17 protein-coding genes are annotated in these 17,010 nt (G+C 39.8%); 6 read left to right on the forward strand and 11 right to left on the reverse strand.

All coding sequences use genetic code 11. The features are described from left to right. Nucleotides 1-11: 11 nt before the first annotated feature. From ACLKML_RS01505 to ACLKML_RS01515, 3 genes are read right to left on the reverse strand one after another with little or no spacing between them, the layout of a single operon-like run. Nucleotides 12-467, reverse strand: coding sequence for a DUF6691 family protein (locus ACLKML_RS01505; RefSeq protein ID WP_413283330.1), 456 nt, complete (start codon nucleotides 465-467; stop codon nucleotides 12-14). 22 nt (nucleotides 468-489) lie between these two features. After that, nucleotides 490-909 carry a YeeE/YedE family protein gene (locus ACLKML_RS01510; RefSeq protein WP_413283712.1) on the reverse strand — a complete coding sequence of 140 codons (420 nt, stop codon included), beginning with the start codon at nucleotides 907-909 and terminating at the stop codon, nucleotides 490-492. A 24-nt stretch (nucleotides 910-933) separates the two neighbouring features. Then, a complete protein-coding gene (locus ACLKML_RS01515) occupies nucleotides 934-1,227 on the reverse strand; it encodes an ArsR/SmtB family transcription factor (protein WP_413283331.1) in 294 nt (97 codons plus the stop codon). A 273-nt stretch (nucleotides 1,228-1,500) separates the two neighbouring features. On the opposite strand from ACLKML_RS01515, the gene ACLKML_RS01520 reads away from it, so the two are divergent. Together ACLKML_RS01520 and ACLKML_RS01525 are read left to right on the forward strand one after the other, a co-directional pair. Beyond that, a complete protein-coding gene (locus ACLKML_RS01520; RefSeq protein ID WP_413283332.1) occupies nucleotides 1,501-1,686 on the forward strand; it encodes a DUF2892 domain-containing protein in 186 nt (61 codons plus the stop codon). Between the two features lie 107 nt (nucleotides 1,687-1,793). Continuing rightward, a complete protein-coding gene (locus ACLKML_RS01525; protein WP_413283333.1) occupies nucleotides 1,794-3,497 on the forward strand; it encodes an FAD-dependent oxidoreductase in 1,704 nt (567 codons plus the stop codon). 127 nt (nucleotides 3,498-3,624) lie between these two features. Here the strand turns inward: ACLKML_RS01525 and ACLKML_RS01530 are convergent, their stop codons facing one another. Then, nucleotides 3,625-4,710 carry a ketoacyl-ACP synthase III gene (locus ACLKML_RS01530; RefSeq protein WP_413283334.1) on the reverse strand — a complete coding sequence of 362 codons (1,086 nt, stop codon included), beginning with the start codon at nucleotides 4,708-4,710 and terminating at the stop codon, nucleotides 3,625-3,627. A gap of 101 nt (nucleotides 4,711-4,811) precedes the next feature. Here ACLKML_RS01530 and trxC point away from each other — a divergent pair, with 101 nt between their 5' ends. Continuing rightward, entirely contained in the window at nucleotides 4,812-5,246 is a 435-nt protein-coding gene (trxC, locus tag ACLKML_RS01535) for a thioredoxin TrxC (RefSeq protein WP_413283335.1), read from the forward strand. A gap of 132 nt (nucleotides 5,247-5,378) precedes the next feature. Here trxC and modC read toward each other — a convergent pair whose 3' ends face one another. The 3 genes from modC to modA all read right to left on the reverse strand — a co-directional run bounded on the left by modC (nucleotide 5,379) and on the right by modA (nucleotide 8,013). Further along, nucleotides 5,379-6,503 (reverse strand): molybdenum ABC transporter ATP-binding protein ModC, encoded by a 1,125-nt coding sequence (gene modC, locus ACLKML_RS01540; protein ID WP_413283336.1) that lies wholly within the window; start codon nucleotides 6,501-6,503, stop codon nucleotides 5,379-5,381. Continuing rightward, entirely contained in the window at nucleotides 6,500-7,159 is a 660-nt protein-coding gene (gene modB / locus ACLKML_RS01545; RefSeq protein ID WP_413283713.1) for a molybdate ABC transporter permease subunit, read from the reverse strand. Before modB ends, modC begins: the two co-directional genes overlap by 4 nt. A gap of 104 nt (nucleotides 7,160-7,263) precedes the next feature. Beyond that, nucleotides 7,264-8,013, reverse strand: a complete 750-nt coding sequence (gene modA / locus ACLKML_RS01550; RefSeq protein ID WP_413283337.1) for a molybdate ABC transporter substrate-binding protein — start codon at nucleotides 8,011-8,013, stop codon at nucleotides 7,264-7,266. Nucleotides 8,014-8,409: 396 nt separating this feature from the next. Between modA and ACLKML_RS01555 the strand changes: the two genes are divergently transcribed. Then, on the forward strand, nucleotides 8,410-8,946 hold the full coding sequence (locus tag ACLKML_RS01555; RefSeq protein ID WP_413283338.1) for a hypothetical protein: 537 nt from the start codon (nucleotides 8,410-8,412) through the stop codon (nucleotides 8,944-8,946). Between the two features lie 147 nt (nucleotides 8,947-9,093). On the opposite strand, the gene gnd is transcribed toward ACLKML_RS01555, so the two are convergent. From gnd to ACLKML_RS01575, 4 genes are all read right to left on the reverse strand, one after another. Further along, nucleotides 9,094-10,542, reverse strand: coding sequence for a decarboxylating NADP(+)-dependent phosphogluconate dehydrogenase (gene gnd, locus ACLKML_RS01560; protein ID WP_413283339.1), 1,449 nt, complete (start codon nucleotides 10,540-10,542; stop codon nucleotides 9,094-9,096). A 3-nt stretch (nucleotides 10,543-10,545) separates the two neighbouring features. Next, on the reverse strand, nucleotides 10,546-11,268 hold the full coding sequence (pgl, locus tag ACLKML_RS01565) for a 6-phosphogluconolactonase (protein WP_413283340.1): 723 nt from the start codon (nucleotides 11,266-11,268) through the stop codon (nucleotides 10,546-10,548). Between the two features lie 2 nt (nucleotides 11,269-11,270). Next, on the reverse strand, nucleotides 11,271-12,770 hold the full coding sequence (gene zwf / locus ACLKML_RS01570) for a glucose-6-phosphate dehydrogenase (protein WP_413283714.1): 1,500 nt from the start codon (nucleotides 12,768-12,770) through the stop codon (nucleotides 11,271-11,273). A gap of 468 nt (nucleotides 12,771-13,238) precedes the next feature. Further along, entirely contained in the window at nucleotides 13,239-14,366 is a 1,128-nt protein-coding gene (locus ACLKML_RS01575; protein WP_413283341.1) for an acyl-CoA desaturase, read from the reverse strand. Nucleotides 14,367-14,757: 391 nt separating this feature from the next. Between ACLKML_RS01575 and ACLKML_RS01580 the strand changes: the two genes are divergently transcribed. Beyond that, entirely contained in the window at nucleotides 14,758-15,696 is a 939-nt protein-coding gene (locus tag ACLKML_RS01580) for a bile acid:sodium symporter family protein (protein WP_413283342.1), read from the forward strand. Nucleotides 15,697-15,990: 294 nt separating this feature from the next. Next, the gene (ylqF, locus tag ACLKML_RS01585; protein ID WP_317715892.1) at nucleotides 15,991-16,935 is read left to right on the forward strand and encodes a ribosome biogenesis GTPase YlqF; all 945 of its coding nucleotides are present in this window, start codon (nucleotides 15,991-15,993) and stop codon (nucleotides 16,933-16,935) included. Nucleotides 16,936-17,010 lie beyond the last annotated feature (75 nt).

Consider the following 17,010-nt stretch of genomic DNA (forward strand, 5'->3'; position numbering starts at 1 on the left):
TTTCTTAAAGGTTAGTTACTCGTTACAACTTGCTCTGCTGAATTTGAATTGTTGTTGATATGGGTCAATAAACTTACCGCACCTAACCCAACCATCATACTGGCAAAGAAAATCACCACACCAATGTTACCTGCTAATAAAGAAGAAACGACTGGTCCAGGGCACAAGCCTACCAAGCCCCAACCGAGCCCGAATATTGCGGCCCCAGTGATTAAGCGAGCATCAATTTTATCTCGAATAGGCAAACCAAATTCAGTTGCAAAAATCGGTTTACTCCTTGTCTTAATAACAAATAAATAAACCGGTATGAACACTGAAAGTGCTCCGCCCATCACAAACATTACATCGGGCGACCAATTTCCAGCCACATCAAGAAACCCAACTACATTATCTGGGTCAACCATTCCGGACACGGCCATACCTAAGCCAAATAAAATACCGCAAAATAAAGAAACAAAAGCAAACATACTCGCTCCAAAACACCGTGAGTTATAAGACGTGCAGACGAAAGAATACCGTTAACGCAGCAACCAGCATAAAAGTGAACGTGGCAACTATAGAACGGAACGAGAAACGCCCGATGCCACAAATACCATGACCACTGGTGCAGCCGTTACCAAGCTTGGTACCAATACCAACTAGTAACCCCGATAACGCTAACAGCCACGGACTAGCAGAAAACTCACCCGGGATAGACGCATTAAACAACATCCCAGCAAGCATACCGCCCAACATCATTCCAATGAAAAAAAGTAGACGCCATGAATAGTCGGTTCGCTTCGGAGTTAATAAGCCAGTTAAAATTCCACTTATACCAGCGATTTTGCCGTTCATTAACAACAACACCGAAGCAGATATACCTAATAGTACACCGCCAAATAGCGACTCCCACGGAATGGAAAAACTCATCATATACCTCTAATAACCTCTTAATTAAACACAATAAAGTTGATGTAAATTACTAATCAACGCTGAAATACGCTGATCTGACAATGAATAGTAAACATGTTGTGACTCTTTTCTGGCATTAATGAGGCCATGTTTACGCAATACAGTGAGATGCTGTGAAAAAGCAGATTGACTAAGGTCTGATCTCTGTTGCAGCTCACCAACCCCTACTTCACCTTGTGTTAATTGGCATAACACCATCAGTCTTTCAGGGTGCGCCATTGTTTTCAGCAATTCAGACACTTTTTGTGTGTTTTGCTGCATTTTAATCATATCCATAACACTGTTCTCTCAAGATAGTTAACCACTCATTGTAATCAGCAGCGGCCTATTGTTACTGTTGGTAGCAACTGTTCAGCACAAAGCTTTTTATTGTTAATCTATTTATTTAGATTTTACTAATATATGTTAATTAGTCAATGCTTAATTAGAATATTATGGTTTTTTTAAAATAACATTAGACAATACTAATTTAGAGGTTTATAGTTTTTTGAAGTTCAAGTTGAGACTTAACTGTGACACGAAATAACAGCAAAACAAGGAAGGCATATTATGACAATAGAAAATGGCGTTAGAATAGCAGCAGGAATTATGATTTTACTATCGGTTATTTTGACTACTTTCGTTCACTCTTCTTTCGTATGGTTAACTGTCTTTATCGGTTTAAACTTAGTTCAGAGCGCATTTACTGGATTTTGCCCCGCTGCATTCTTATTAAAAAAGATTGGACTGAAATAAGCCGTAAGGCTATCCACAACAAATATTAACTTGGAGAGATAAACAATAACCGCCTATATATTGCGTAGTTATTGTTTATCTTTTTATATAATTTGGAGTTATTAACAATGACAAAAATAGTCATCATTGGTGGAGTAGCAGGTGGCGCGTCTGCAGCTGCTCGTGCTCGTCGTCTTAGCGAAAATGCTGAAATTATTATGTTTGAGCGTGGTGAATTTGTTTCGTTTGCCAATTGCGGCTTACCTTATCATATAGGCGGCGATATCACCGAAAGAGCAAACTTACTGCTGCAAACCCCGCAGAGTTTCCTTGCAAGATTCAATGTTGATGTTCGTACAATGAGCGAAGTTGTTAGCATCGATAAAGCAAACAAATCCGTTACTGTTAAGAACGTACTAGACGGCTCTGAATATACTGAAAGCTACGATTTCTTAGTACTAAGCCCTGGCGCAGGCCCAATTGTTCCCCCTATCCCTGGCATCAACAACCCTATTACGCATTCTCTGCGCAATATTCCAGATATGGATAAGATCCTAAATACTATCCGCATGAACCGCCCAGAACATGCCACGGTTGTTGGTGGTGGTTTTATTGGCTTAGAAATGATGGAAGCGTTCCATCAACTTGGTATTAAAACGACTCTTGTAGAACTAGCTGACCAAGTTATGACACCTGTTGACCGTGAAATGGCAGGCTTTGCTCACGCTGAAATTAAAGAAAAAGGCGTCGATTTACGTTTGGGCGTTGCACTAGAAGCAGTGGAATATATTCAACAACCGCACGTACCAAACATTGAAAGCGGAGAAGTAGACCAACACCCTCATATTCAAGGACACTTGAATCTCAACCTAAGCAATGGTGAAATAATCCAGACTGAAATACTGGTTATGGCGATTGGCGTTCGACCAGAAATCAAACTAGCTCAAGAAGCAGGTTTAAAAATAGGAGATCTAGGTGGTATTTGGACTGCGCCAACAATGCAAACCAGCGATCCATCTATTTATGCAGTGGGCGATGCAATTGAAGAAGCCGATTTTATTACAGGTAATCCCACTATCGTTCCGCTTGCTGGTCCTGCAAACCGTCAAGGTCGAATGGCGGCTGACAACATGTTTGGCCGCGAGCAAACTTACCAGGGAACACAAGGAACCGCCATTTGTAAGATCTTCGATTTAGCCGTTGCTTCTACTGGTAAGAATGAGAAAACTCTAAAGCGTGAAGGCATTCCGTACAAAAAAGTGTATGTACATACTGCTAGTCATGCGAGCTATTATCCGGGTGCGGAGATTGTTTCATTTAAGATGCTTTATTGTCCAGACACAAAGAAAATTCTTGGTGCTCAAGCAGCAGGTAAAGACGGTGTCGATAAGCGTATTGATATTATGGCGGTAGCTCAACGAGCTGGAATGACTATTGACCAACTACAACATCTTGAACTTACCTATGCTCCACCATTCGGAAGTGCAAAAGATGTGATTAATCAGGCTGCATTTGTAGCCAACAATATTGAAAATGGCGATGCCAAAGCAATTCATTTCGATGAGTTAGATACCTTAACAGACAATCACATAATTTTAGATGTACGTGTACATGAAGAAATAGAACAGTTTGGTACTCTTTCAGGTGCAATCAACATCCCAGTAGATGAGCTGAGACATCGCATAAATGAGTTGGATAAAGATAAAGAAATCATAATCTTATGCGCTGTAGGGTTACGCGGTAACGTCGCTTACCGTCAATTAGTAAATAATGGTTATAAAGCACGTAATTTAATTGGTGGCTACAGAACCGTTATATTTGCACAACAGTAAGTTTGGTTTGACCAAAATGTAACAAGCCCCAAGTGGGCTTGTTACAAATAATCAGTAGGTTGACAAAGCTATTTGCAGAACCTGTCTGTTTTACTAAAATTTCTGCTTTATTAAGTCGACTACTACTCTATTCTGGTCGGTTAAAGCAGTGATTTTTATTATCGGCTATCAGTTGTAAGGCGGTTTTATCACATGGAGGAAGTGCTGCATCGCTTTGATTAATCGCTGTGACTCTATCACCCCATTTAACTAAGCCCGCACCCCAAGTTAATCCCGCACCAAATGCTGCTAGTAAAATGTTATCACCCGCTTTAATTTTACCTTGTTCCACCGCTTCACATAATGCAATAGGCACTGTCGCTGCGGACGTATTACCATATTTTTGTATATTAACAAAAGCACGCTGTTGATCGATACCCGCCAAATCAGCTAGCGTTTGAATAATACGAATATTCGCTTGATGAGGAATAAGTACATCAATATCTTCGATTTTTAAACCGGACGAGTGCAAAACGGTTTGTGCGGCTCCTCCCATTCCTTTCACTGCGCGTTTGAAGATATCTCGTCCAATAAAGTTAAAATCAAAATAGCCATTTTCCGCAGCAAATCGATCCATACTCGTACCGAATTTAGGCACGGATAAAATATCACGGCCAGCCGAGTCACAGCCAATACGCGCCTGCTGTAATCCAAGTGGTTGCTCTGTTCGACTCAATATAGCCGCACCTGCTCCATCTCCAAAAAGTACTGCCGTATCTCGTTGACTCCAATCTATAAAAAACGACAATCTTTCTGCACCAATAACCAGTGCGTGTTTATAGTTACCGGCTTGAATTAAGCGAGTGGCCGTTTCCAACCCGTAAACAAACCCGGTACAGGCCGCGTTCAAATCAAAAGCTGCGGCCCCAACAACACCAAGGTTTTGTTGAACTTTAGACGCTATATTGGGAATAAGCGAATCAGCAGAACACGTTGCGACAATAATTACATCAAGCTGATCGGCTGTAATACCTGCACACGCTAGTGCTTGTTTTGCAGCCACTGTTGCCAGTTCAGATGTATCGACATGACTTATACGACGATTTTCTATACCGGTGCGGGAGCGGATCCAATCATCGGACGTTTGTAAAAAAGTACTAAGATCATCGTTCGATAAAACCGCTGGAGGGATACACTTTCCCCACCCCGTTATTTCTGCATAGTGCTGCGCCATATAATCTCCTGCTCGTATGTTATTTTTTTGTGTTTGATTATACTATACAAGTATACGCTGATATACGCTCAGTTATAAGAGTGAATTTAAAGGAGAAAATAATGACAGCATTCAACACCCGATGCCCATCGTGCAACGGTCTCAACCGAGTTCCGTTACAACGGGTTTCAGAAGCGGCTACGTGTGGGAAATGTAAATCTGCCCTATTCGACGGAAAACCAATAGAAGGTACAGAAGCAAACTTGGCCGCCCTTTTAACATCAGAGCAACCTGTAGTGATTGATTTTTGGGCCCCTTGGTGTAATCCATGCGTTGGTTTTGCACCTGTTTTTCAAGATGTCGCTAGCGAAAGAATGGGGTCAATGAGATTTGTGAAAGTTGATACCGAAGCCAATCAAACAATTGCTGGTCAATATAGAATAAGAAGTATTCCTACGATAATGCTATTTAAAAATGGTAAACAAATAGACATGTTAAATGGTGCGGTGGCAAAGACTCAGTTTAATCAATGGCTTGATACTGCACTTAACAAATAATTACAATCCAGTAATAGATGAAGTCGATAATCTAAAAACAACACGGGATTGAAAGACATAAAATCGACTTCAATCCCTTTGCCAACCTATTTATCTCAACAGGTCTATCAAGTGATCTCTATAGCAGCATTTCTATAGTACATTAGCGATAACTGCAGGTTTCATCGCCAAATCTTTTTGCGTCACACTTACTCCTTTTATCTGTGCAAACACCGCTTGTCCTTCAATAAGAGCTAACTCATCAAATGCCCATCGAGTGATATTGGCAACCAAATAACAATCATTGCCAAGGTCGAGTTTTACCGCCATGTTCTGCTCGCCTTGTTCTGCTTCTATAGGGGTGATTGTGGTAATTTTAGCGGACAAAATGTTACGAATGGAAGTTTGCTGTGCTCTTGTTAACGTGATGGACACGTCATTAGCTCTAATCTGCAGGCGTAACGCCGAATTTAGCGGTTGATGCACACGTTGAACCCACAAACTTGTTTGCTTATTCAAACTGACTTGCGAAAGTGCATATTTGTCATGATGGCATTGTAACCTTACCTCAAATAATGAGCTTTGTTCCGAAAAAGGTTGCCAAGGTCGCATTACATCAGAGCCCCAAATATTTTCTAAGCGACCACTGGTTACAACTCGCCCTTGCTCTAACAGTATAATGTGATCGGCTAAGCGAAGTATTTCACTCAAGCTATGCGTCACATACAAAATCGGAATATCGACCTCTTGCGCTAGTTTTTCTAGAAACGGCATGACCTCTTTCTTCCTTGGTAAATCTAAAGAGGCCAATGGCTCGTCCATCAATAACATATCTGGCTGAGAAAATAGTGCCCGCGCAATGGCAACCCGTTGCTTCTCTCCACCAGAAAGCTCAGCAGGGTAACGTTTTAATAAATGTGACAAATTGAGTAGATCGACAATACGATCAAACATTGTCTGCTCGATAGAACTCTTTGCACCATAGAGTAAGTTAGCCTTGACGCGATAATGAGGAAACAGTCTTGCATCCTGAAATACATAACCAATATTACGCTTGTTGACTGCAACATTAAGGTTGGTTTTATCATCAAATAGCCGCTTTTCTCTGACGGTTATTTGACCGCGGTCTGGTACAATCAAACCTGCTATTGCGTTAATCAGTGACGTTTTTCCTGAGCCGGAACGACCAAATATTGCGGTGATACCACGGGATGGAATACTTTCATTCACGTCGAGACAAATATCACCAAGCTTGTGGTTTAATTTTATATTAATCATTGTGCTTTTACATTCCCTAACCGTTTTTGAGTCCGACGGCTTAACCAATCAGAAATAAATAGCGACACTAAAGCCACGGCAATAGAAATGACACATAAACGAGCAGCAGCAAATTCTGCGCCGGGCGTTTCAATAAAACTATACATCGCTAAAGGTAAGGTTTGTGTTTCTGCTGGGATATTAGAAACAAATGTAATTGTGGCACCAAATTCTCCCAAACTTCGAGCAAAGGAAAGCATGGTACCCGTTACAATACCGGGCAATGTTAATGGCAAGGTAATGGTATAAAACACTTTAAAAGACGATGCGCCCAATGTTCTTGCTGCTTGTTCTAATTTAGGATCGACCAATTCAATACTTAATCGAACCGCACGAACCATCAAAGGTAACGCGACAACCGCAGAAGCTAAAGCCGCACCACGCCAACTAAAACTAAAGCTAATACCAAACGTTTCAAGTAAAAAGGAACCAATAACACCTTCTCTACCCATTAAAACCAGTAATAAGTAGCCAATCACAACCGGTGGCAGAACTAAAGGAAGATGAATAACACTATCTAACAACCGCTTGCCTACGAAATTTTTTTTAGCTAACAACCACGCTAATAAAATTCCGATAGGAATTAATCCGATAACCGCAACAAAGGCAATTTTCATACTCAAAATGAGCGCTTGTATTTCAAAGTCAGACAAGATTCATCACTCCGTTTTTAATCCATTTATCCTGACGACGAATAGGCATAATTATTTGCATCCGAGAATTAATAAAATCCAAATAGAACAAACACTTGTTTAGCTTCATCACTCAATAAATATTGGGCAAATGCACTTACTTCTGGTTGATCATTTAGTAGTGCAAGCGGATAAATAATAGGTTGGTGCAGTGAACTAGCAAAGTCAGCAACCAATTTTACTTTATCATTTTGAAAAATATCTGTTTTATACACAATGCCAACCCCTGCTTCACCTCTTTCAACTAAGGCTAATGCGGATCGAACCGAATTAGTTGGTGCTATTCTGTTGTTTATTTGTTGCCATACACCTAAATTAATCAGTGACTCCTTAGCATAAATTCCGGCAGGTACAGATTCGGTCTGTCCTAGAGCCAACCTTTCATGGGTCAACAACTCTCGCCATTGGTCCGCATCCGACAGATCAAATTCGTCAACGGGTCTTGAACTAGGGCTGACTAAAATCAACTCATTTTCCACTAATTTTTGCACGTGCTCTTTGGTAATTACGTCTTTTTCAACTAGGTAATCTACCCATTTGTTATTGGCAGAAATAAATATATCCGCAGGCGCGCCGTTTTGAATTTGCCTTGCTAAAGATGAGGATCCGGCAAAAATGGTTACAACTTGAGTTCCCGTCTTTTGAGAATAATCCTCGGCAAGTTGAGAAATAACATTGGTCATCGAGGCGGCAGCATAAATGTTGATCCGCGTCTGTTCGGCTTTAGCATTAAACGCTAAACAAGCCCACATTAACAGCAAGGCGATGTGTTTAATCATTGTTTTCCTTTCAATTGCGTTCTATCTGGTTGCGCTGATTGGCTATGATAACCAAATCGTGATTATTTTTCGCCAAAACTAGTGTTTAATTAGAGTTATGACTAAAATTAACAGGTAATACCAATTATCCGTGAACCAATACGCTGGTGGGATAAGAGCTGTTGTCAAAGCAAAAATCAAAATATTGACGAAATTAATCAACAATAAAATGCTTAACGACTACGTCAATAATACGTCAAATAATTACCATCTATCTAGTGGCGTCAAAAAAACAACTTTTTAGTCCCAACTTATTATTACGAAGTCAGTTGTACAAAGGAAAGAACAATGCAATAAACATTGGCATATAATTTGCTAAACATAAATAATAACGCCTAATTCGTAAATGGAGTTTTCATGTCAACTACGGCTCGCACACTTGCACTGATAAGTTTATGCTTATGTTCAATCGGTAATGCTTCGGCAAACAATTTTCTCTACAACACGTTAGACTTTAGGTTGGGTGTTGGGCCAACAACCTATGGTGTGGGGTATAGCATGCAGTTTATGGAAAATGCTCATTTTATTCTCCGTGCCGATAGTGAATTTGAAGGCGACTATGATTTCGCTGGTGGTATTGGTTTTAATGGCCCTATCGATCAGTTTTTTGATATTACCGGGCAAATGTTAGTTCATAATGTAAAAGATGACGGCAACGATATAATTGGCGATGATATTCTACCTGAATTTAACTTTGGTCTTAGAATGTGGTTTTTAGAAAATATAGAACTACATGGTAAGGCAGGCATGCTGGTCGACAGTGACGAAACACATTTCATTTGGGAAGGTGGTGCTAGATTCCATTCTACCCAGCAGCTTGTTGTTGGCGCTTCACTACTTAACAATGGTGTTTATGGTAGTCAATTGATGGTTCAAACCCGTTTCAATTTTTAGATTCCGACTTTATCATACGTTTAAATTTGCGGGACGTAAGCGTAACACTTTGAGTTAAAACAAGTTGACTAAAAAGGGATGTGGCTCATAAGCCACATCCCTTTTTTAAACCTAAACCTTAATTAACTGATATAAGGTAACGATTGATTAAACGTCGTAGGTCGTTGACGCTGTATCACCACCAGTCCCAGTCCAATTAGTGTGGAAAAACTCACCACTTGGTTGGTCGATGCGCTGATAAGTATGTGCGCCAAAATAATCACGTTGTGCTTGGATCATATTTGCTGGAAGACGTGATGTTGTATAACCATCAAGGAACGTCAATGCAGAAGTCATCGTTGGCATAGGCAAACCGATCTCCATTGCTTTAGAAGCAACTTTACGCCAAGCCGGCATCGAAGACATCAAGATTTCTTTAAAGTACAAATCTGAACCTAAGAATTGAATGTCAGGATTGGTTTGGTACGCGTCACGAATATTACCCAAGAAAGCACTACGGATAATACAGCCACCACGCCACATTAATGCAACGTTACCAAAGTTAAGATCCCAATTATTCTCTTCTGAAGCTTCACGAATTAACATAAAACCTTGAGCGTAAGAGATGATTTTTGAAGCTAAAAGCGCTTGTCTAATTGCTTCAACCCACTCCTTCTTATCACCTTCAATCGGAGCAATGGTTTTACCGAATAGTGCTTCAGCATCAACTCTTTGCTCTTTGAGTGAAGAAAGACAGCGAGCGAAAACAGACTCTGTGATTAAAGTTAAAGGAATACCTAGATCCAGTGCATTGATCCCTGTCCATTTACCGGTACCTTTCTGACCAGCTGAATCAAGAATTTTCTCAACCAGTGGCTCACCATCTTCATCTTTATATCCAAGAATATCGGTGGTGATATCAATAAGGTAGCTATCTAATTCTGTTGACTTCCACTCTTCGAAAATGGCTTGCATCTCTTGATGAGATAACTGTAAACCTTCTTTCATAAAGTGATAAGCTTCACTTATAAGTTGCATATCACCGTATTCAATCCCATTGTGCACCATTTTAACAAAGTGGCCAGACCCATCTTTACCAACCCAATCACAACATGCTTCACCTGATTCTGTTTTTGCAGAAATCGCTTGGAAAATAGGCTTAACAAATGGCCATGCTTCTGGCGAACCACCAGGCATGATTGAAGGTCCAAATCGAGCCCCTTCTTCACCGCCAGATACACCAGTACCGACAAAATGGATCCCTTTATCTTTAAGTGACGCAACGCGACGATTAGTATCTGGATAATTTGAGTTACCACCATCAATGATAATATCGCCTACATCTAACAAAGGAACGAGTTGATCAATAAACTGATCGACAACGTCACCAGCTCTTACCATTAACATTACTTTTCTAGGCGAGGCTAATTTATCAACTAAATCTTGCATTGAAGATGCGCCAACAATATTGGTTCCCTTAGCTGGCCCTTCAATAAATTCATCAACTTTAGATACGGTACGATTATATGCAACAACGTTAAAGCCATGGTCATTCATATTAAGGATTAAATTCTGTCCCATAACCGCTAAGCCGATTACACCGATATCACCTTTCATTCTTTACTCTCCTTTCGTCAGCATTTTTGCTGCCTGTAAATCTAAAAACCATTCCGTCTGACCATGGTTTGATTGAATTTTTGCCGCAGGATAAATCAATTCATCTGCTGGCGTCGTTTCTATTTCTCGTAATATTTCAGCTTTACTTTCACCCAACACAAGATAGGTTAATCGCTTGGCGTTTTCTAATAATCTCGCGCTTTTGGACACTCGCACTTGGCCACTTTCTGGGTGGGTTGCAACCACGGCAATAGCTTGCTCAGAAAAATCAGTTTGATTTGGAAATAAAGAGGCAGTATGACCGTCTGTTCCCATACCTAGTAAAATCCAATCAAATTCCGGCAAACCATTTTTCTGGCTAATAACTTGCTCCATTTCGGCAGAAAATCGCAATACTTCTGCTTGAGGATCATCTTCACCAATAATTCTGTGGATATTTTGTTCAGGGATATCAACAACACTGAATAACAGTGAATGAGCTTCACCATAGTTACTCTCTGGATCGGTTGGCGCCACACATCGTTCATCTCCCCACCAGAAGTGGAGATTTTTCCACTCAATTGATTGATTATAAGGCGCAGCGGCAAGTGTTTTAAATAACAACTTAGGCGTGCTTCCACCTGAAAGTGAAATATGGATGGCTCGATTCTCTAAGCTCAGTTCTTGCATCGTATCAGCAAGAGATTTAACAACATTTTCAGGAGTTTTGAATACTTTATAGTTCATATTTATAATTCACAATAATCGGTGTTAGTTAAGTTTTTACATGGGAAACGCCATTTACGGCCATCATCGGTAAGTAACTTATCAGCCTCTATCGGTCCCCAAGTGCCCGCTGCATAGCCAAATAAATGCTCTAGGTTTTCTTTATAATCTAGAATTGGTTGCACGAACTCCCAACAAGCTTCAACCGCATCCGAACGAGCAAATAAAGTGGCATCACCCTTCATACAGTCTAATATCAGCCTCTCATAGGCAGTAAGCATATTGCTTTCTTCTAGGTCATCGTAATGGAAATCCATCGATACTTCTTTTGCTTCAAAACCTGCACCTGGCTTTTTCAGGCCGAAACTGAGTAATATGCCTTCATCAGGTTGAATACGGATAATCAGTTTATTTTCCGGTGCGTTAATACCAAATACTGGATGCGGAGTATTTTTAAAGTGGATGACAACTTCGGTTACTCGAGTTGGTAAACGCTTGCCAGTGCGGACATAAAAAGGCACACCAGCCCAACGCCAGTTATCAATAAACATTTTCAGACCAACGTAAGTTTCGGTACGTGAGTCATCAGAAACACCGTGTTCTTCTCTGTATCCTGGTAATAAATTGCCACGAACTACGGACTCTGTATATTGGCCTAATACAAGATTGTTCTGTAGGTCATCTTCACTTAACGGCCTAAAACATTGCATCACTTTAACGGCTTCATCTCGGATAGAATCGGCATTAATAACTGCAGGTGGTTCCATTCCAACCATTGCAAGCACTTGCAACAAATGGTTTTGGAACATATCTCTAACCGCACCCGCACCATCGTAATAACCACCGCGCTCTTCTACTCCTAAAAATTCGGCAGAAGTAATTTCAACGTGGTCAATAAATCTCATATTCCATAACGGTTCGAACATGGCGTTAGAAAAGCGCATAACTAGCAAGTTTTGCACGGTTTCTTTACCAAGGTAATGATCGATACGATAGATTTGGTGCTCTTTAAAACAAGCGTGGATTTGTTTATCAAGATTTTGTGCAGACTCTAAATCATAACCAAATGGTTTCTCTATGATTAAGTTTTTCCAGCCTTCTGTTTCATCATTTAGGCCATTTTCGGCTAAACATTCTGGAATAATTCCGTATAGACTAGGCGGAGTTGAGAGATAATAAACTGTATTACCATTTGTGTGATGCTTGTCTTTAATAGACGACAGTTTATCTTTCAATATGGCGTATTCACTCGTTTCAGAAGTATTAATGGCCACGTAGTATAAGTGTTCACAAAATACATCAAGTAATTCAAGATCGACTTTTTCATTATCAATCAATGATTGTTTTAATTTAGCCTTGAAGCTTGCGTCATCAAATGACGTTCTACTGACACCAAGTATGGCAAAGTCTTCTGGTAACATTTTATTAGCAAACAAATGATACAAGGCAGGAATTAGTTTTCGATGAGTTAAATCGCCAGAAGCACCGAATATTACAATAGTATTGTTTTCTGGATTCACTATATCTTCTATATTGTTCATAGTACTCTCATACAGTTGTTAACTGTTAATTGAAACATTTTTGAGTCTGTAGCCTAGGGTCGGTTTTATCAAATATATACGACCAAAACATCAAAGGCATTCGTTCAGTCAAGCACTGCGTTACGGGTAACATTAGTAATGTATAGTAACTTAGTTCGATACTCAAGACTTTAAGACGTCTAGATTACAGGTTAATTGCAGTAAATTAAATTAGGAACTGCCTATTAGTCTTATAAGCTGGACCTTTTAAAAACCTTAATAAATTCAAGTGTAAAGTTCATTGGTAACAATTAAATATGCATAAGCGCACTTATAAGAATGCTTATAATTACACGTAATGAATACACAACAAGTCAAAAAAACCAGAACGTTATCGAGTTCTGGTTTTTTATTGTTAACATCCACAATGCTAGCTTCACGCTAGAAAATAACGGCTATACATGAAACCGCTTATGCATACTGTTTTACCATCTGATTCCAAGACACTTGTTGTTGGTAAAAACGTATCTTAATTTGCTCGTATTCTACTTTTAAAACAGAGTGTTCGTAATGTTTAATTAACGTCTCTTTTTTGCCTTCCAGTAGTTTTTTCTTAATATCGTAATAATCGTTCATATATTTGACCAACAACTCACATTCATCTTGCAAACGAACCTTTATTTGAGCGTTATGAGGTTGCGTATCCAAATTGCTTTTTGCTTTGCTTAGTAAAGCTAACGCTTTGGCTTTTTCAATTCTTAGTGTTGGTGTGACTCTTAGGTTGGTAGCTAACCCTAACCACGAACAGCCTTTAATTAACCATTTGGTTGGATCGTACTGCCACCAGTAAATCCCATTGCGATAGTCACTTTCAAAAATATGGTGGAAGTTGTGATAGCCTTCGCCAAACGTCAAAATAGCTAAAAATCCATTGTCACGTGCGGTATTTTTGGTGGTGTAAGGTTGTGAACCCCATATATGAGCTAATGAATTAATGAAGAAGGTGGAGTGGTGACTCAAAAATAACCGCAGAGCACCAACAATGAGTAACATACCTACCACGTCTTGATAAATAAGACCGAGCAGAATTGGTATACCAAGATTAGTCAGTAACGCCAGCGATAAGTAATGCTTGTGTTGCCACATAACCACGTTATCTTTTTGTAGATCGCGACAATTACTGTAATCGTCATAATCCTGTTCAGAATAATTTCTCAACATCCAACCTATATGCGAATACCAAAAACCTCTGGTTGCTGCATAAGGGTCTTTATCTGTGTGGTCGACAAATTTATGATGTGGACGATGATCTGACGCCCAGTGCAATGCACTATTTTGTAAAGCAAATGCGCCACCTATCGCGTAAATATAACGTAAAGCTGCGTGTGATTGATAGGCTTTATGCGCCCATAAACGATGGTAGCCAGCGGTAATAGATAAGTTACAAAAACTGTAAGCAATAGCTAGCCAAATTGCATGCTCCCATCCATAACCTTGATAATATCCATATACAGGGGCTGCAACTAACGCCAATATAGCTGTTAGTGCAAAAACAAAAACATTTAACCAAATTAACGGTGGTTTGTTACTTATATCCATAACCTTTCCCGCTATCCTTATCAATTGAGAGAACAGTTGTGCGCTAGAATATCAGCGCACAACTGTACGCTCAACTAAAAATGCACAAAATTGAGTTACAAAACAATAATAGTTTTGATTTTAACATTGACAACAATTGGTTTAGTTACAGCCAACCGGCAAGCTGAAACGACCCGATTCCTTAACACTAATCGATTCATAAACACCAGCAAGTTAAATGCAGCATACAGACATGGTATGGTCACCATACTGAGCTATGAGACTAAAATTATTGATAACCTACTAATTTATAGAAGATATATCCAACTATCATGCGAGAAACTAGCGTAAATAAGTAAAGCATGTTATCAATAGCCACTCCCCCGTAGAACTTTATTAACTGGATAATAATATGATCAGGATGTTTACCAATTTATTCCCTTTGTGGGCGATTCTTTTTTCAACGGTTGCTTTCCTACAGCCAAACTTATTTGTGGGATTAAAAAGTGCCATCGTTCCGTTGCTAACCCTTATTATGCTGGCAATGGGCTTAACTTTAAGACCTAAAGATTTTAGTAATATTCGTAATAATATCGGCGCCGTAACCACTGGAATCATTTTGCAATTCTCCGTTATGCCTTTGGTTGCGCTCGCTATCGCGATATTACTCAACTTTGATGCCGACTTGACAGTAGGTTTAATTTTAGTGGGTTGTGTGGCTGGCGGCACCAGCAGTAACGTCATGTGTTTTTTAGCCAAAGGCGATGTTGCACTCTCTATCACTATGACCGCAATTAGTACACTTCTAGGCGTAATATTTACGCCATTGTTAGTAGAGGCTTTAGCGGGCAAAGCGGTCGATATCCCAGTAACAGGTATGATCATTAGTTTGATAAAAGTAGTACTGGTTCCTGTATTAATCGGTGTCGTCATCAATTCTTTGTTCCACCAACACATAGAGAAATTCAACCCAGTGTTTCCTTTAATATCGATGACAGCAATTGTGGTTATTATTGCTATTGTTGTTGCTCTAAATGCAGGAAAACTGGTTGAAGTCGGCCCTATGGTTGCGTTAGCGGTAGTACTGCATAATTCTATCGGTTTGTTGATGGGGTATTGGATACCAAAGAAAATTGGTTTCGATGAAAAGATATGCCGTACGATTGCTTTCGAAGTAGGCTTACAAAATTCTGGCCTAGCGACCGCGTTAGCGATGAAATTCTTTGCACCTACCGCTGCAATTGCTGGGACCATTTTTTCAGTTTGGCACAACATTAGTGGTTCAGTTCTCGCCGGTTATTGGGCGAAAAAGGAAACAGATGCGACACCAAGCGTTTCTCAAAACGTATAGCAGCTAAACCATAATACCAGCTGATTTTAACAAACTATCGTTTCTATCAGCTTTCGATATTCTCCACTTAATTACTGCTATTATTTGGTCGGTATTGCATTCCACTTGTACTTGGTGCATCTAGTACAAATTACCTCGTAATAAATTCTCATCGCATACTTTCAAATGTCTTTCAAAAAGCATTACTGGTACAATGCCGACAATTCTTAATTGCTAATGCTGCTACTATCTAGGTTCATTTCAATTGTTAGTACTTCATAGCGACACATAAAAACGTAAAGGTAATAAACTCAAATGGTTAACAACGCAATTCAATGGTTTCCGGGCCACATGCACAAGGCTCGTAAGGAAATTGAAGAAGTTATTCCTCAGATCGATGTCATTATTGAAGTTTTAGATGCTCGAATACCGTTTAGTAGTGAGAACCCATTGATATCTTCACTTCGTGGGGACAAACCTTGTGTCAAAGTTTTAAATAAACGTGATCTATCTGATCCAGAGTTAACCCAACTTTGGATCGAACACTTAGAGAAAGAGCAAGGCGTTAAAGCCATGGCGATTACCACGTCTAATCCTGCTGAAGTGCAAAAAATCATGGAGTTGTGTCGTAAACTTGCCCCTCATCGTGAAGATATGGGAAAAAACATTCGCACTATGATTATGGGTATTCCAAACGTCGGTAAATCAACCATTATCAATTCGTTAGCAGGCCGAACGATTGCACAAACGGGTAATCAACCAGCGGTAACACGCCGACAACAGCGCATCAACCTGCAAAATGGCATTGTATTGTCAGACACACCTGGCATTTTATGGCCAAAGGTAGAAAACCCTCATAGTGGTTTCAGGTTAGCAGCAACTGGTGCCGTGAAAGATACAGCAATGGAATATGAAGATGTGGCATTTTACACCGTTGAATATTTAGCCAAACAGTATCCAGAGCTGTTAAAAGAGCGTTATCAACTTGATAGCCTCTCTGATAGTGAAATTGAATTAATGGAAGCAATCGGCGCTAAACGTGGCTGTTTACGAGCGGGAGGCAGAGTCGATCTCCATAAAGCATCGGAAATCTTGTTGCATGAATTGCGTAGCGGAACATTAGGTAAAGTGACACTAGAGTTACCAAGTATGATAACTCAAGAATTGATTGAAGTTGAAATTGAAACAGCGCGTAAACAAGAAGCTCAGATAAAGAAAAAAGAAGAACGTCGTAAGCGTTACTTAAGAAATAAACGTTAACATCGTTAACTCTGTTTTATCAAATAGGTAATTATTATCGCTGAACAATAGAGAGCTCGGCACAAGCTCTCTATT

The sequence above is a fragment of the Vibrio sp. MA40-2 genome, assembly GCF_047302445.1.
Lineage (GTDB): Bacteria > Pseudomonadota > Gammaproteobacteria > Enterobacterales > Vibrionaceae > Vibrio.

Bases quoted from the DNA above. Each gene is read 5' to 3' on its own strand.
- ACLKML_RS01530 (WP_413283334.1), bottom strand. From the start codon at position 4,710: ATGGCGCAGCACTATGCAGAAATAACGGGGTGGGGAAAGTGTATCCCT.
- pgl (WP_413283340.1), bottom strand. From the start codon at position 11,268: ATGAACTATAAAGTATTCAAAACTCCTGAAAATGTTGTTAAATCTCTT.
- ACLKML_RS01510 (WP_413283712.1), bottom strand. From the start codon at position 909: ATGAGTTTTTCCATTCCGTGGGAGTCGCTATTTGGCGGTGTACTATTA.
- modC (WP_413283336.1), bottom strand. From the start codon at position 6,503: ATGATTAATATAAAATTAAACCACAAGCTTGGTGATATTTGTCTCGAC.
- modA (WP_413283337.1), bottom strand. From the start codon at position 8,013: ATGATTAAACACATCGCCTTGCTGTTAATGTGGGCTTGTTTAGCGTTT.
- ylqF (WP_317715892.1), top strand. From the start codon at position 15,991: ATGGTTAACAACGCAATTCAATGGTTTCCGGGCCACATGCACAAGGCT.
- ACLKML_RS01505 (WP_413283330.1), bottom strand. From the start codon at position 467: ATGTTTGCTTTTGTTTCTTTATTTTGCGGTATTTTATTTGGCTTAGGT.
- ACLKML_RS01575 (WP_413283341.1), bottom strand. From the start codon at position 14,366: ATGGATATAAGTAACAAACCACCGTTAATTTGGTTAAATGTTTTTGTT.
- ACLKML_RS01580 (WP_413283342.1), top strand. From the start codon at position 14,758: ATGATCAGGATGTTTACCAATTTATTCCCTTTGTGGGCGATTCTTTTT.
- trxC (WP_413283335.1), top strand. From the start codon at position 4,812: ATGACAGCATTCAACACCCGATGCCCATCGTGCAACGGTCTCAACCGA.
- ACLKML_RS01515 (WP_413283331.1), bottom strand. From the start codon at position 1,227: ATGGATATGATTAAAATGCAGCAAAACACACAAAAAGTGTCTGAATTG.
- gnd (WP_413283339.1), bottom strand. From the start codon at position 10,542: ATGAAAGGTGATATCGGTGTAATCGGCTTAGCGGTTATGGGACAGAAT.
- ACLKML_RS01525 (WP_413283333.1), top strand. From the start codon at position 1,794: ATGACAAAAATAGTCATCATTGGTGGAGTAGCAGGTGGCGCGTCTGCA.
- modB (WP_413283713.1), bottom strand. From the start codon at position 7,159: ATGAAAATTGCCTTTGTTGCGGTTATCGGATTAATTCCTATCGGAATT.
- ACLKML_RS01555 (WP_413283338.1), top strand. From the start codon at position 8,410: ATGTCAACTACGGCTCGCACACTTGCACTGATAAGTTTATGCTTATGT.
- ACLKML_RS01520 (WP_413283332.1), top strand. From the start codon at position 1,501: ATGACAATAGAAAATGGCGTTAGAATAGCAGCAGGAATTATGATTTTA.